Below are 14,765 nucleotides of genomic sequence, written 5' to 3' on the forward strand. Positions count from 1 at the left end.
CCATGGCGCGCGGGCGCCGGCAGCCCCATCCGAAGGAGGAGATCATGTCACGCATTATTGCAGGTCATTTTCAGTTGCAGGAACAGATAGATGCCGCGCGCGCGGCCTTGAACCATGCGGGCTTTCCCGACAGCCGCATCAGTGCCTTCTTTGTCAACCAGCCGGGCCAGCATGACTTGCATGCGCTGGGCGGCGACCGCGAGGTCTCGCCGGGCGCGCAGGAAACGCCGCAAGGCGTGGTTGAAGGCGTCGCCGTGGGCGCGGCGGTGGGGGCGGGCATCGGCGCCGCCACCACCCTGGCGACGGGGCCGCTGGGGCCGGTGGTGGGCGCGCTGGTGGGCGCCCACGTGGGCTCGCTGTACAGCTTCAACAAGATGAAGGAGGCGGGCGAGGGTGAGGCGGGCAAAGGCGGCAACGGTGAAAACCGGCGCCAGCCCCGTCATCCTGGCATGCTGATCGCCGTGGCGCTGGGCGGCCTGGACGACCGCCAGCGCGCGCTCGATGCCCTGCACCGGCTGGGCGCGGAGCATATCGAGGAAGCCGAAGGCACGATCGCGAACGGCGATTGGCACGACTTCGATCCGCTCAGCATTCCCGTGCTGGTGGCGTAGGCTGCGTTGTTGTTGTAGTGAAAGCTTCAGCGCCATGCGGCACGAAATTCGGTATGATCCCTGTTACTATTAATAAAAATACCGACAGGGATAGTTCCCGTGCGCCCGCTGCAGCAAGGACCATCGTGACTGCCCATCAGCTTGCCTCGCATGCTAACGAGTATGGATAGGAGGGCGCGTCATGACACAGGCATGGTTCATTCTCACGCGGGCCGATGGGCGCGACATCTGCGCGCCCTCGCCGACCCAGCTGGCCGATGCGCTGGCCGAAGTATACCGCGCGCCGGGCACGCTGCCCGACGGCAGCCCGGCCGCTGTGTTGTTGCGTTTTGGTTACGACGATGGCTTGATGTACCAGGTGGAAGTCGCTAGCGGAGGCGAAGTCACTTTCGAGGAGTGGTCGGACCGCGATTGCGAGATCGCCCTGGCCAGCCCGCGCCGCATGTCGGCCCTGCCGCAGGATGCCGCCATGCAATTGTGGCAGTGGCTGGCGCAGCGCCAGGTGGCGAAGATCCGCAGCCAGCCGTGGCAGTCGGGTGGCTAAGCGGCTCCCCTTTCGCGCCGGCTAGTGCGCCATCAGCACGGGGATGGTCATGCTTTGCAAGATGGTGCGCGTGACGCCGCCCAATATGGTTTCGCGCAGGCGCGAATGGCCATACGCGCCCATCACCAGCAGGTCGGCCGACAGGTCGGCCGCCTGCGACAGCAGGGCTTCGCCGATATCGCCGCGGCGCACGCCGCCGCCGTCGAGCAAATGCAGCCGCGCTTCCACGCCGTGGCGCGCCAGGTAGTGCAGCAGCTCCGCGCCCGGCTGTTCGCCGTGCTCGGCCGCATGCGCCTGGGCGTCGAAGATGGCCACGTGGACTTGCCCGGCGCGCTGCAGCAGGGGCAGGGCGGCGCTGACGGCGCGGCTCGCTTCCTTGCTGGCATTCCATGAAATGAGCACATGGCGGGCGCTGGCCGGCGGCGCCAGCATGGGCAGCGGCGGCGCATAGGGCACGATCAGCACGGGCCGGCCCGAATGCAGCAGCACGTAGGCGGGGAAATCGCGCATCACGGACGGCGATTTATCGCTGGCATTGTATTGGCTGATGACCACCAGGTCCGCATAGCGGGCCAGCAGGCTGATGCCGCCGGCCGCTTCGTCGTCGACCACGCGCTGCTCGAACGAGGCGACGCCGGCCGCGCGCACCTGCGGTTCGAAGCCGTCGAGGGCACGCGTGGCCCGCTCGCGCAGGAAGTTCAAATGCAAGCTCAGGTTCGGGTCCGCGTCGAGGTCGGGCTGGTTCTGGTACAGCAGGCGCGACACGCCCGTCAGCGCCACGCCGGCCAGATGGCCGCCACAGGCTTGCGCGATGCTGGCGGCCGCTTCTATGCGGGCGCCGCGCCCGCCGCTGTCGTCAATGTGGAGCAATACGGTTTTATACGTCATGGCCTGGCCTCTCGCTGTGCAGTAAGGGCCATTCTGGCACAGACCGGGGCACCGGCCGCGCACGACTGCGGCCGGCGCCTGGCGCCTCAGTTCATGCCGATGATGATGATGTCGGCGTCGCAGTTGCGGTAATGAATCACGATGATGATGATGCGCCGCAATTGCGCCGCCTTTTGCGCCACCTCCAGCATGGCGCGGCTGGCGCGGTTCTTCATGCTTACCTGCACTTGCGAGGCGTCGCTGACGGGGATGCCCATGGCTTTCAGCGCCGCCTTGGGGTTGGCCATCAGGGCCAGCGCATGCTGTGGATCGAGTTCGGCCTGATGCAGCGATTCCACGTCGCTCATGCCGGGATTGATGTCGTTGAACAAATCCCGCAATGCTTCTGTGTCGTCCTGGATGTCCATCGCGTTCTCCTTTGGATTGTCATCAAGCAAGGTTTCCGGCCTCGCCCGCCGAGGTGCCATCACCTCATCGCCAAGTATGATTTTGATAATTTTTCGCATATGGACCTGGCGCAGACGAACGCGTCCATAGGCAGGCTGAGCCTTTGATCTGGCGCAATGCCGTCTGCAAAAGTGCCACCTACACTTGATCCCACGCAGAACAACCATAACAAGCGGGGAGAGACAGCAATGACTGAACAAAAAGTAGCACTGGTGACGGGCGGCATGGGTGGCCTGGGCACGGCCTTGTGCCGCCGCCTGCACGATGCGGGCTTTGCCGTCGTGGCCGCCCACACGCCGGGCAACCCGCGCGTGGCGCAGTGGCTGGCCGGGCAGCGCGAACAGCACTACCATTTCCAGGCGCTGGCCGTCGACGTGGCCGATTTCGCGGCCTGCAGCGAGGCCGTCGGCCAGGTGCTGGCGCAGTCCGGCCGCATCGACGTGCTGGTCAACAACGCCGGCATCACGCGCGACCAGAGCATGCGCAAGATGCAATTGCCGCACTGGTCCGAGGTCATGCGCACCAATCTCGACAGCCTGTTCAACATGAGCAAGCAGGTGCTGGAGCCGATGCTGGCCAACCGCTGGGGCCGCATCATCAACATTTCTTCCGTGAATGGCCAGAAGGGGGCGTTTGGCCAATGCAACTACGCGGCCGCCAAGGCGGGCGTGCATGGCTTCAGCAAGGCGCTGGCGCTGGAAGTGGCGCGCCACGGCATCACGGTCAATACGGTCTCGCCCGGCTATTTGCGCACGCAGATGGTCACGGCCGTGCCCGCCGACATCCTGGAAACGAAGATCCTGCCGCAGATCCCGCTGGGCCGCCTGGGCGAGCCGGACGAGGTGGCGGCGCTGGTGGCCTACCTGGCGTCGGACGAGGCGGCATTCGTGACGGGTGCGAACATCGCCATCAACGGCGGGCAGCACATGAGTTAGGCATGGACGCGCGTCATCGCGCACAAGGCAATGGCAGTGGAGGAGACGCCGGCCGCCCAGCACGCACGCAGAGGCTGGCGGGTGGACGGACAAGCAGGGCGCAAGTCGTTGTACGGTAACACGGGTGGCTGGCAAGGGGCAGGGCAGCGATGCCTTGCCTCTTGTTCTTAGCCGAGCCGGTCTGGGCCGGTCCTGCCCGCCAGCGGCATGGCGTTTAGCGCTGCGCCTTTTCCAGGCGCGTCTGGCAATCGATGCACAGCCGCGCTTCCGGGCGGGCATTCAGGCGCGACAGGCCGATGGCTTCGCCGCAGTTGTCGCACAGCCCATAGCTGCCATCGGCAAACTTGGCCAGCGCATGCTTGATGATGGCCAGCTGCGCCAGATTGTGCTCGGCCGCTTCGCTGAGCAGCGCATTGAGCGTGCGCACGCTGGCGTTGTCGGCCGGCGACGCTTCGATTTCATTGAGCAGCGAGGCACGGGCAGCGGTCTCGGCCATTTCACTGTCGATTTGTTCTTGCAAGGCATGCTTGCGTTGCTCTAGCACGCCCTGCAAGCGCTGTAGCTGGTCTTGCGGCAATCCATTCATGGCCTGCTCACCGGGTTGGAGTCTCTTCCATCATGGTAGTCCAAGATGGCCCGCTTTGCTTGCGCCACTACCCGCGCCGCGTTTGAGGCGGCGCAGGGGGGAGGTTGCCGTTCTATGCTGGTTCTTTCAGGCAGTTGACCATCCACGACACGCCGAACTGGTCTTTCAGCATCCCGAAGCGTTTGGCCCAGAACGTTTCCTCGAGCGGCATCTGGATCGTGCCGTCACGGCCCAGCGCGGAGAAGGCCCGCTCCGCTTCTTCCGGTGTATCGATGGTCAGGCAGATCGAGCAGCCGCTCATGGCCTTGGCGCCGTCCTCGGAACAGCCGCCATCCGTCCCCATCAGCATGGTGTTGCCCAATTGCACGGAGCCGTGCATGATCTTGTCATACCAGTCTTCCTTGACCTGGTCCTGCGCCGGCGAGCCCCGGTACGGCATCAGGCACAGATTGTCGCCACCCAGATGCTGGCGGTAGTATTCCAGCGCTTGCGCGCAATTTCCATCGAATTGCAAATACGGTTCGATACGCATGTTGGTCTCCTCTGGTCGTCCCCCGGGCGTGATTGCCAGGCGGGGACGTCCCAGTATAGGCGCTGGCCGGCCGATTGCAATCAGTCCGGCGTCATCTCTTGCAGCCGCTCACGCACCTTGCCCAGCGTGCTGAGGATGCGTTCCGGGTTGCCGGCGATGACGGCGCTGCCCAGGTGCAACAAGCTGGTGGACAGTTCTATCCAGTGCCGCACATTGTCATTGCGCGCGATGCTCAGGCGCACCGTGTCGAGCAGGCCGCTGAGCTGGCGCTGCGCCGTCTCCAGCCCCGCCACCGTGTGGCCGGCCGCATCCGCATACAGCAGGTTGGCTTGCTGGCGCAAGGCCACTTCCAGCGCAAACACGGCCTGGGTCTGCGTCAGGGTGATGCCATTTTCGCCCTGGCTGGCGCGCCGGCGGATGGCGCGCATGACGGCCTCGTGCAAGGTGGCGGCCGCCTGCGACAGGCTGTCGGCCAGTTGCTCGACCCGCATGGCGCTGCTCAGGGCCGCTTCGCGGCGTTCGGTGATGACGCTGTCGTCCATGTTGCCTCCGTGACTATGCCGGCCAGGCGCGCATGTTCGCGCGCCAGGGCGGCGAGATGCCGGCGTGCCAGCGTGTGGTGCAGGCCGGCCAGCCGGTATTCCTCGCTTTTGCTTTGTTGCATGCTTTTCGCCAGCACGGACAGCAGGCGCTGCTGCGGCGTATCCGCATACGCGATTTCCGTTTCCAGCAGGCCGAGCACGATATCGCGTTCGTTGTCGCTGCCCTTGTCGTACAGGCGCAGCAGGTCATCGAGCGCGGCCAGCAGCGCTTGCAGCGGCGCATCGCCAGCGTGCAGCGCCTGCGCCACGCTGGCCTGCTGGGCCGACGTTCCCGCCAGCCGGGACAGCTGTTGCAGCAGCATGGCGTAGGCGGTCACCTGGCGGTCGTCGATGCCGCTGCCGGGCCAGGCGCGGATGGCGCTGGCGGCGCTGCCCAGCTCGCTTTGCACATCGTAGGCGTCCGCGCCCGCCAGCCTGCCCAGCGCCTGCAGATACAGCCGCACCGCTTGCAGCAGGTGCGCGACATCGGCCTGCATGGCGCGGCGCTGCGCATCGAGCTGGCGTTCGCGTGCATCCTGCGCCGGCGACAGGTAGGGGCGAAGGCGCTGGTAGCTGTCCAGCTGGCGCTGCGACAGTTCGCCGAACGCCTGCAAGCCCTTGCCGTCGGCGGCCAGGGCGCGCACTGGCGCCAGATCCGCGCGCGGACCGGCGCAGCCGGACAGGGCGACGAGCAAACTCAGCAAAAGGAAGCGGCTATGCCAGGCGGACAGGGAAGACATGGCACCTCTCGATACGATTGAAAATACTGTATGGAAAGGTATTGTTGTGCCGGCTTGCGCCGTCCGCCTTGTGCGGACGCAAGGTAGCGGTCGTTAGAGACTATCCCGGCAGGAAATGTCTTCAACCGCCGGGAGGGTCTCTTGGCCGGCGCGATGCTCAGGCCGGAGCGGACGTCAGTTGCTCGCGCCAGCCCAGTCCGGCGACGGTATCGCTGGCGGGCCGGTATTCGCAGCCCACCCAGCCCGCGTAGCCGACCTGGTCCAGCAGCTTGAACAGATGACGGTAGTTGATCTCGCCCGTGCCCGGCTCGTGGCGGCCCGGTGTGTCGGCGATCTGGATGTGGCGGATCAGGGGCAGCAGGGCGCGGATGGTGTTGCTCAGCTCGCCCTCCATGCGTTGCATGTGATAAATGTCATACTGCAGGAAGATATTGCTGCGCTGGCAGTCGGCGATGATGTCGGCCGCCTGCTGGCTATGGTTCAGAAAGTAACCTGGCATGTCGTAGCGGTTGATCGGCTCGATCAGCACATTGATGCCATGCGGACGGCAGGCGTCGGCCGCATATTGCAGCTTGCCGATCAGGCTTTGCCGCGCCCGCTCCAGGCTCATGCCGGGCGGCACGATGCCGGACATGCAGTGCAGCTGTTTCGCCCCCAGCGCCAGCGCGTAGTTGAGCGCCAGTTGCACATTGGTGTGGAATTCCTCGCCGCGGCGCGGATCGCAGGCGATGCCCCGTTCGCCGTGCTCCCAGTCGCCGGGCGGGAAATTGAAGACGGCCAGTTGCAGATGGTGGCGTTCCAGCCGCATGGCGATCTGGCGCGCCTCGACGGCATAGGGAAACAGAAATTCGACGGCATCGAAGCCCGCCTCCCTGGCGGCCGCAAAGCGGTCGAGGAAGGGCAGTTCGGTAAACATCATGCTGAGGTTGGCAGCGAAGTTCGGCATGGCGGCACGCAGGTAAGGAGGATGGACACTATCCTAGCCCAAATCGGCAATCAGTGGCGTGCATGAAAAAACCGTTCCAGAAACAAGTCCTGGAACGGTTTTTGTCGTCTTTTTGAGAAAGACAAACGGGGTCTGAAAGCGTCGCGAGCGGGAGTGATATTGCGTCGCGTCGCGCAGCCGTACTGGAGTACGGCGAGCAACGCAAACGCAATAGCGCCCCGCGCAGTAGCTTTCAGGCCGCGTTTTAGCGGCCGCGGCCGCCGGAGCGGTGGTTGGCCGCCGAACGCGGCGCATTGCCGGAACGGTTGCCGCCGCCACCGCCGCCGCCCGACGGGCCGGCGCTGCGTGGCTTGGCGCCGCCGCCACCGGTTTTCACGCGCACCACGGCGCCGGCTGGCGCGCGGCTGTTGTTGCGGTGGCCGCCGGTGCCGCTGCGCAATTGCACAGGCTGGGCGCGGGCGTTCAGGTCCGGTTCGAAGCCTGGGATGACTTCGCGCGGCAGGCTTTGCTTGATCAGCTTTTCGATGTCTTTCAACATTTCGTGCTCATCCACGCAGACCAGCGACACGGCCTCGCCCTTGGCGCCGGCACGGCCCGTGCGGCCGATACGGTGCACATAGTCTTCCGGAATGTTCGGCAAGTCGTAGTTGACGACGTGCGGCAACTGGTCGATGTCGATGCCGCGCGCGGCGATATCGGTGGCGACCAGCACTTGCAGGGTGCCATCTTTAAATTCCGACAGGGCGCGCGTGCGCGCCGACTGGCTCTTGTTGCCGTGGATGGCCAGGGCGCCGATGCCGTCCGCGCCCAGCTGCTCGACCAGTTTATTCGCGCCATGCTTGGTGCGCGTAAAGACCAGCACTTGCGTCCAGTTGTTCGACTTGATCAGGTAGGACAGCATCGGGTGCTTCTTGTCGCGGTCGACCGGATGGATCTTTTGCTTGATCACTTCGACGGTCGAATTGCGGCGCGCCACTTCGATCATGGCCGGCTTGTTCAGCAAGCCGTCGGCCAGGGCCTTGATCTCTTCCGAGAACGTGGCCGAGAACAGCAGGTTCTGGCGTTTCGGCGGCAGCACGGCCAGCACTTTCTTGATGTCGCGGATGAAACCCATGTCGAGCATGCGGTCGGCTTCGTCGAGGATCAGGATTTCCACTTTCGACAGGTCGACGGTGCCCTGGCCCATGTGGTCGAGCAAACGGCCCGGCGTGGCGACGAGAATGTCGACGCCATGCTTGAGCTGCTTGATTTGCGGGTTGATGCCGACGCCGCCGAAGATCACGGTGGAGTTCAGCTTGGTGTACTTGCTGTAGGCGCGCACGCTTTCCTCGACCTGCGCGGCGAGTTCGCGCGTCGGGGCCAGGATCAGGGCGCGGATGGGGCGCGTCGAAGTGTTGCTGGTGATCGATGCGCCATTCGCGTCGGTCGACAGGCGGTGCAGCACGGGCAGGGTGAAGCCGGCCGTCTTGCCGGTGCCGGTTTGTGCACCGGCCAGCAAATCGCCGCCAGCGAGCACGGCGGGAATCGCCTGCGACTGGATCGGGGTCGGCACGGTGTAGCCGTGTTCGGTAACGGCACGTACGATAGCGTCGGACAATCCGAGGGAGGAAAAGGACATGGTAACTTTATTGTGAGATCGGCCTGTCGCCATCGTGGGGCGCCAGTCGCAGGCAATCAGATTAGGGGTCGAAAGACAGCGGCAAGGGGACTGGTCATATGTGCCGCACACGCGAAGTATAACAGCATGGCAAAAAACCGCCGAGTTTGTTTAAAGTATGCAATGCCACAGGTAAAAGAAATACATGCTGAGGGCGCGCCTTTTCATGTCGATATTCATTATGATTGCCTGTAGCACTCCATGCGCGGGACTCACCGTGGCGCCGGGGTGTTCACTCCCGGAGGAATCCCATGCGTATTGCCGATCTTCGCATCGCCACCCGCCTGTATGGCGGTTTTGCCATCATCGTCCTGCTGCTGGCCGCCCTGCTCACCGTCGCCACGCTGAATGTCTCGCGGCTGGCCGACGCCAATGCCATCAATACCCACACCTACCAGGTACTCGCTGAAAACAGCGCCATCCTGGAAAGCCTGATCAACATGGAAACAGGCCAGCGCGGCTATGTGATCACGGGCGCCGAGGCTTCGCTGGAGCCGTACAAGGCGGGACAGGCCGCGTTTGGCACGCACCTGGCCAGGGCGCGCGCCTTGACCAGCGACAACCCCGCCCAGCAGGAGCGCCTGGCGAAGCTCGATGCCGCCAAGCAAGCCTGGCAGGCCGGCGCGCTCGATCCCGTGATCGCCTTGCGGCGCGCCGTGGCGCAGGGCACGGCGGCCATCGAACCCGTGCTGGCGCTGGAGAAGGAGGGCCGGGGCAAGCAGGGCATGGATGCCATGCGGACTTTGCTGGGCGAGATCGGCCAGGCGGAAACGGTGCTGCTGGCGCAGCGCTCGGAAGCGGCGGCGGCCCTGCAGGCGCGCACGCACTGGACCTTGCTGGGCGGCGGCGCGGCGGCGCTGCTCCTGGCCGCCGGCATCGCCTGGTGGCTGGCGCGTAACATCAGCGTGCCGCTGCGTTCGGCCATCGACGTGGCCAGGCAGGTGGCGCAGGGCGACCTGACGGTGCGGGTGGTGGTGCGCTCGAAGGACGAGACGGGCGAACTGATGCAGGCATTGCAGGACATGACGGCCAGCCTGCTGCGCATCGTCACCGAAGTGCGCGGCGGCACGCAGGCCATCGCCACGGCGTCGCGCCAGATTGCCTCGGGCAATATCGACCTGTCCGCGCGCACGGAGCAGCAGGCCAGTTCGCTGGAAGAGACGGCGTCGTCCATGGAGGAACTGACCAGCACGGTACAGAGCAACGCACAGAATGCCAGCGAGGCCAATGGCCTGGCGGCGTCGGCCTCCGCCGTGGCAGGCAAGGGCGGCGCGGTGGTGGCGCAGGTGGTCGACACCATGGGGGCGATCAACGACTCGTCGCGCAAGATCGTCGACATCATCGGCGTGATCGACGGCATCGCCTTCCAGACCAATATCCTGGCCCTGAACGCGGCCGTGGAAGCGGCCCGGGCGGGCGAGCAGGGACGCGGCTTTGCCGTCGTAGCCACCGAGGTGCGCAATCTGGCCCAAAGATCCGCTGGCGCGGCGAAGGAAATCAAGGCCCTGATCAACGACTCGGTGGCCCAGGTGGAGAGCGGCGCGCGCCTGGTCGACGAAGCGGGCCACACCATGCGCGAGATCGTCGACAGCGTGCACAGGGTCAGCAGCATCGTCGGGCAGATTTCCTCCGCCAGCGACGAGCAGCGGGCCGGCATCGAGCAAGTCAACCAGGCCATCACCGAAATGGACCAGGTGACGCAGCAAAACGCCGCGCTGGTGGAAGAGGCCGCCGCGGCGGCGGAATCCATGCAGGATCAGGCCTCCCGGCTGGCCGATGCGGTGAGCGTGTTCAAGACCGCGCAGGTGGACGCCGCGCCGCCGGCGCCACGCCGCAAGCCAGCCGTTCCGGCCGCGCGCCCGTCCGCCAGCCCGGCGCGCCCCGCGGCCAGGGCCTTGCCGGCCGGCAAGGCGCCATCGCGTCCGCCGCCAGCGGGCGATGGCAAGCGCCAGGCCCGGAATGACGAATGGGAAGAGTTCTGAAATGCTCATGCGACACGTGTCGCAGATTTTGCTTGTGTTGTCTGTGACAAGTGTCGCATAATTGTCTCATTCGTCACACAAGGAGATTTCCATGAGCACGCCATCCGTTACCGAGCTGTCGCTATTGAAAGCGTTGTGGAAGGAGCAGCCGCTGTCCGCCCGCGAACTGCATGCGAGGGTGGAAGAGGAGCTGGGCTGGTCGTTTTCGTCCACGCGCAAGACGGTCGAGCGCATGCTGGACAAGGGCATGTTGCTACAGCGCAGCGTGCACGGCGTCCTCGTGTATGCGGCGAACGTGGACAAGGTGGCCACGCTGGCCGCGTTTGCCCACGACTTTGGCCGGCGCGTGATGGAAATCGACAGTCCCTTGCCGGTCAGTATGTTTACAGGCAGCAAGCTCGTCGACCGGCAAGAACTGGCCGAACTGGAACAGATGCTGCAAGACTGGCCCACCGACGCCAGGGAGTAAGCGATGACCCTGTTCGCCCTGAAACTGTTGCAGGCGACGCTAGCCTGCCTGCTGGCCGGTTTGTTGCTGCAAGGCCTGCTGTACCTGGCGCAACGGCGCTGGCCCGCGCTGGCTGCCCGGCGCAGCTTGTGGCTGGGAGCGCAGCTGATGCTGGCGGCCCTCTTCATGCTGTCCCTCCTGCCCGGCAGCGCACAAGTGAGCGTCGTGCCGGAAGTGAGCCTGTCCGCTGCCGGAACCGGACCCGGCTTGCCGGCCGGGGCGGCACTGCCGGCCGTGGCGCTGGCGCAATCGCCGCAGGCGCCGGGCGACGGGTCAGCCGGCACGGCCTGGCTGGCCACCCTGGCGCTCGCGTGGCTGTGCGCGTATCCGCCGGGCGTGGTTTTCCTCGTCTGGCGCGGCTGGCGCGGCCGCGCCCTGGTGCGCGGCCTGCTGAAGGCGGCGCGCCCGCTCGACGTGGCGGCGCTGCAGGCGCGCGGGGCCGTCAATGGCGCCCAGCTGCGCCAGGTACGGCGCATGGCCGTGCTGGAGATCGACGCCCCCATTTCGCCGATGCTGGAAGGCATATGGCGGCCCCGGCTGCTGTTGCCGGCGCACCTGGCGCAATTCACGGCGGAGCAGCAGCACCTGGTGATCGAACATGAATTGACGCATGCGCGCCGCCGCGACCCCTTCATCCGGTCGCTCGCGCATGGCGTGCAGGCGCTGTTGTGGTTCAATCCTGCCGCACGCTGGCTGGGAGGCAAGCTGGGCTGGGCGCAAGAGCTGGGCTGCGACCGGCAAGTGCTGAGCGGCCGCCCGCAGCGCCAGCGCCAGCAATATGCGGCGGCGCTGCTGCGGCAGTTGAGCCTGCAGGCGCACTTCTCCGGCGGCCTGGCCTTTGGCGGCAGGCGCAGCGGCATGGCCGACCGCATCGCCCGCATGCGCGATACCCAGGCCGCTGGCGCGCCGTGGCTGGCCACGGCGGCCATCGCCTTGGTGCTGTGCTCGCTCGGCGCCGCCAGCCTGGCCTTGCAGCCGGCACTGGCCTGGAGCGTGCCCGGCGCCGCCGACGCCTCCGGGCCTGAGGCGCCGGCGCCTGCCAGGCCGGCCGCGGCCGCCTGGCGCAATCCTCTCGCCAGCATGCGCGTCACGGGTTTCTTTGGCGTGGTCCGCCCCATCACGCAGACGGGCTTGCGCGGGCTGGACCTGGCGGCGCGGCGCGGCACGCCCGTGCAGGCGGTGGCCGATGGCATCGCCACGGTGACGCAGGACGACTGGCTGGGCAAGGCCGTGCGCATCGCCCATGGCGGCGGACTGGAGTCGGTGTACGCCCACCTCGACAGCGTGGCGCTGGACGATGGCGCCATCGTCGCCGCCGGCCAGCTCATCGGCGCGGTGGGCGACACGGGCCGCGCGACGGGGCCGCACCTGCACTTCCAGGTGCGCCAGGATGGACGGCTGCAAGATCCGCAAACCCGGCTGGCCGGCCTGGACGCCAACGCCTCCGCGCGCGCCTTGCGCATGCGCAAGGAACAGTTTGGCCGCTAGCATATTGCGAAGCGGCAAGTAGGGCGGGTGCGCCGCGCGCCACCCGCCACCTCTGCCACACCTTTCCGGGAATTTTCATGCGATTGAGTTTATTGCTGTGCAGCCTGGCGCTGCCGTTGACGGCGCACGTCCGTGCGGATGACGCCGCGCCTGCCACCCTCGTTCCCACCGTCACCGTCAACGGGGGCGCGCTGGAGCAGCGGCGCAACGACACGGTGTCGGCCATCGTCGTCGGCCGCGATGAATTGCTGCGCCAGGGCGACCGCGCCTTGTCCGATGCCATCAAGCGCCTGCCCGGCATTTCCATCGGCGCGGGGCCCGGCGGGCAAGGCGCGCAGATCCGGATGCGCGGGCTGGGCCAGGGGTACACCCTCGTCATGCTGAACGGCCAGCCCGTGCCGCCCGGCTTTGCGCTCGATTCGCTGGACCCGGAACTGGTCGAGCGGGTGGAGATCATGCGCGCGGCCACGGCCGAATTTTCCGCGCAGGCCATCGCCGGCTCCGTCAACATCGTGCTGAAGAAAACCTCGGCGCGGCCCGAGCGCACGTTCAAGCTGGACGCGTCCGCCAGCCACGGCGCGCCGGGCGGCGGCGCCACGGTGCAGCTGTCGGACAAGCGGGGCACCCTGGCGTATGCGCTGGCGGGCACCCTGAGCCGCACGGCGCGGCGGGTGGACATCGATGAATGGGAGCGCGGCGCCGATGCCGCAGGCATGCCCACGGCCGTGCGCCATACGCCGCTGAACGAGCGCGTGACGGTCGACGCGCTGGAACTGGCGCCCCGGCTGCAGTGGGCGCTGGCCGGCGAGGGCAGCCTGGCGTGGCAAGGCCTGCTCAGTGTCAAGCGCCTGGCCAGCCGCCGCCATGCCGTGGAAACGGCTTATCTGGGCGGCGCCAGCAGCTATCCGGACAACCGCAGTGCCTTCGACCAGGACAGCACCAGCTTGCGCAGCGATCTGCACTGGCTGCGCAAGCTGGAACAGGGCGCCAGCGTCGAGGCCAGGCTGGGCGTGAGCTACAACCGCCGCGCCAATGACTATCTGTTCCAGGGCACGGGCGCCGCTCCCGCGCCAGGCACGACACGCGTGGTCGATTCGGGCGTCGATGACCTGGGCTTCCATTTCAGCGGCAGCTATCGCCGGCCGCTGGGCGAACGGCATACGCTGGCGGCAGGCTGGGATGCGGGCCGCCAGCGGCGCGCGGACTTTCGCCGCGAGCGCCAGTTCGACGCAGGCGCGCCGCAGGTGCTGACCGATGCAGACTATGCGGCCACGCTGCGGCGCCTGGCGCTGTTCGCGCAGGACGAATGGCAGCTGTCGGCGCGCTGGTCGCTGTACCTGGGCTTGCGCTGGGAGGTCTTGCACACGGCCAGCGCCCCGGCCGACGTACGCTCGCAAGTGTGGAGTCCCCTGCTGCAAAGCCTGTGGAAGCGGGGTGCCAGCGACCAGGTGCGCCTGGCCCTTACGCGCACCTACAAGGCACCGCAGATGTTCGAGCTGATTCCGCGCCCCTACACTATAGACAATGGCAATAGCCCGACCAACCCCGACACCCGCGGCAATCCGGCGCTGCGCCCGGAGCTGGCGTGGGGACTCGATGCCGCCTATGAATACTACCTGGGCGGGGGCGCCATGCTGGGCGCCAGCGCCTCGCTGCGGCGCATCGGCGACGTGATGATGGAGCGCCTGTATCAGGACCAGGGGCGCTGGGTGGCCACGCCCTTCAACCATGGCGCGGCGCTGGCGCGCGGCATCGAACTGGAAGCGAAGCTGCCGCTGGCGGCGATGCTGGCCGGCGCCCCCGCGCTGGAGGTGCGGGCAAATGTGGCGCGCAACTGGTCGCGCGTGGCTGCCGTGGCCGGTCCCGACAACCGGCTGGACAGCCAGCTGCCGTGGAGCGCCAACCTGGGCATGGATTACCGGCTGGCCAGCCTGCCCCTGAGCCTGGGAGGCAATCTCCATTACCAGGCTGGCGGACGCTCGCGCGAATCGGCCCAGCTGCTGGCGTACCAGGGCGCCAGGCGCGAACTCGACATGCATGCCGTATGGGCGTTCGGCGGCCGGCTGCGCCTGCGCCTGTCGGGCGCCAACCTGCTGGGCCAGGCCATCCGCACGCGCAGCCTGTATGCCGATGGCGCCGGCAGCCTGCTGCGCACGGTCGATACGGGCAGCTACCGCACCCTGCGCATCACGCTCGAAGGTCCCTTGTAGGCTTTATTTGCAATGCCTGGCAATACCGTCGCGGACGGAAGGAGGGCTGGGCGCCCCCGTTGGCCCGGGAAGCGCAACTGTATCAAGTGCGCTGCCGCCGGGGCGGTGCG

Annotated in this window: 15 protein-coding genes; 7 read left to right on the forward strand and 8 right to left on the reverse strand. The window is 66.9% G+C overall.

What is annotated here, in order from left to right; all coding sequences use genetic code 11:
- The first annotated feature begins 44 nt into the window (after window positions 1–44).
- Both AC3RCJ_RS09985 and AC3RCJ_RS09990 read left to right on the forward strand, forming a co-directional pair.
- Window positions 45–611 (forward strand): glycine zipper domain-containing protein, encoded by a 567-nt coding sequence (locus AC3RCJ_RS09985; protein ID WP_492960921.1) that lies wholly within the window; start codon window positions 45–47, stop codon window positions 609–611.
- A gap of 181 nt (window positions 612–792) precedes the next feature.
- Window positions 793–1,155, forward strand: coding sequence for a hypothetical protein (locus AC3RCJ_RS09990; RefSeq protein WP_492960923.1), 363 nt, complete (start codon window positions 793–795; stop codon window positions 1,153–1,155).
- A gap of 21 nt (window positions 1,156–1,176) precedes the next feature.
- Here the strand turns inward: AC3RCJ_RS09990 and AC3RCJ_RS09995 are convergent, their stop codons facing one another.
- Window positions 1,177–2,043, reverse strand: coding sequence for a universal stress protein (locus tag AC3RCJ_RS09995; RefSeq protein WP_492960925.1), 867 nt, complete (start codon window positions 2,041–2,043; stop codon window positions 1,177–1,179).
- 86 nt (window positions 2,044–2,129) lie between these two features.
- Window positions 2,130–2,450, reverse strand: coding sequence for a hypothetical protein (locus AC3RCJ_RS10000; protein ID WP_492960927.1), 321 nt, complete (start codon window positions 2,448–2,450; stop codon window positions 2,130–2,132).
- Between the two features lie 228 nt (window positions 2,451–2,678).
- Between AC3RCJ_RS10000 and phbB the strand changes: the two genes are divergently transcribed.
- On the forward strand, window positions 2,679–3,425 hold the full coding sequence (phbB, locus tag AC3RCJ_RS10005) for an acetoacetyl-CoA reductase (protein ID WP_492960929.1): 747 nt from the start codon (window positions 2,679–2,681) through the stop codon (window positions 3,423–3,425).
- Between the two features lie 214 nt (window positions 3,426–3,639).
- On the opposite strand, the gene AC3RCJ_RS10010 is transcribed toward phbB, so the two are convergent.
- The 6 genes from AC3RCJ_RS10010 to AC3RCJ_RS10035 form a co-directional block, all read right to left on the reverse strand.
- Window positions 3,640–4,011: a TraR/DksA family transcriptional regulator gene (locus AC3RCJ_RS10010; protein WP_492960931.1), complete on the reverse strand. Its 372-nt coding sequence runs from the start codon at window positions 4,009–4,011 to the stop codon at window positions 3,640–3,642.
- Window positions 4,012–4,123: 112 nt separating this feature from the next.
- Window positions 4,124–4,543 carry a VOC family protein gene (locus tag AC3RCJ_RS10015; protein WP_492960933.1) on the reverse strand — a complete coding sequence of 140 codons (420 nt, stop codon included), beginning with the start codon at window positions 4,541–4,543 and terminating at the stop codon, window positions 4,124–4,126.
- Window positions 4,544–4,623: 80 nt separating this feature from the next.
- Window positions 4,624–5,085, reverse strand: a complete 462-nt coding sequence (locus tag AC3RCJ_RS10020) for a hypothetical protein (protein WP_492960935.1) — start codon at window positions 5,083–5,085, stop codon at window positions 4,624–4,626.
- Window positions 5,043–5,864, reverse strand: a complete 822-nt coding sequence (locus AC3RCJ_RS10025) for a hypothetical protein (RefSeq protein WP_492960937.1) — start codon at window positions 5,862–5,864, stop codon at window positions 5,043–5,045. Before AC3RCJ_RS10025 ends, AC3RCJ_RS10020 begins: the two co-directional genes overlap by 43 nt.
- Window positions 5,865–6,021: 157 nt before the next feature.
- On the reverse strand, window positions 6,022–6,810 hold the full coding sequence (gene otnI, locus AC3RCJ_RS10030; protein WP_492960939.1) for a 2-oxo-tetronate isomerase: 789 nt from the start codon (window positions 6,808–6,810) through the stop codon (window positions 6,022–6,024).
- A 244-nt stretch (window positions 6,811–7,054) separates the two neighbouring features.
- Window positions 7,055–8,428: a DEAD/DEAH box helicase gene (locus AC3RCJ_RS10035; RefSeq protein ID WP_492960941.1), complete on the reverse strand. Its 1,374-nt coding sequence runs from the start codon at window positions 8,426–8,428 to the stop codon at window positions 7,055–7,057.
- Window positions 8,429–8,718: 290 nt separating this feature from the next.
- Between AC3RCJ_RS10035 and AC3RCJ_RS10040 the strand changes: the two genes are divergently transcribed.
- From AC3RCJ_RS10040 to AC3RCJ_RS10055, 4 genes are all read left to right on the forward strand, one after another.
- Window positions 8,719–10,449 (forward strand): methyl-accepting chemotaxis protein, encoded by a 1,731-nt coding sequence (locus AC3RCJ_RS10040; RefSeq protein ID WP_492965456.1) that lies wholly within the window; start codon window positions 8,719–8,721, stop codon window positions 10,447–10,449.
- 91 nt (window positions 10,450–10,540) lie between these two features.
- Window positions 10,541–10,918, forward strand: coding sequence for a BlaI/MecI/CopY family transcriptional regulator (locus AC3RCJ_RS10045; protein ID WP_492965082.1), 378 nt, complete (start codon window positions 10,541–10,543; stop codon window positions 10,916–10,918).
- A 3-nt stretch (window positions 10,919–10,921) separates the two neighbouring features.
- A complete protein-coding gene (locus AC3RCJ_RS10050; RefSeq protein ID WP_492965080.1) occupies window positions 10,922–12,445 on the forward strand; it encodes a M56 family metallopeptidase in 1,524 nt (507 codons plus the stop codon).
- Between the two features lie 77 nt (window positions 12,446–12,522).
- On the forward strand, window positions 12,523–14,655 hold the full coding sequence (locus tag AC3RCJ_RS10055) for a TonB-dependent receptor plug domain-containing protein (RefSeq protein WP_492965079.1): 2,133 nt from the start codon (window positions 12,523–12,525) through the stop codon (window positions 14,653–14,655).
- The last annotated feature ends 110 nt before the right edge of the window (window positions 14,656–14,765 follow it).

This window comes from Janthinobacterium sp. GW822-FHT07H11 (genome assembly GCF_058798615.1).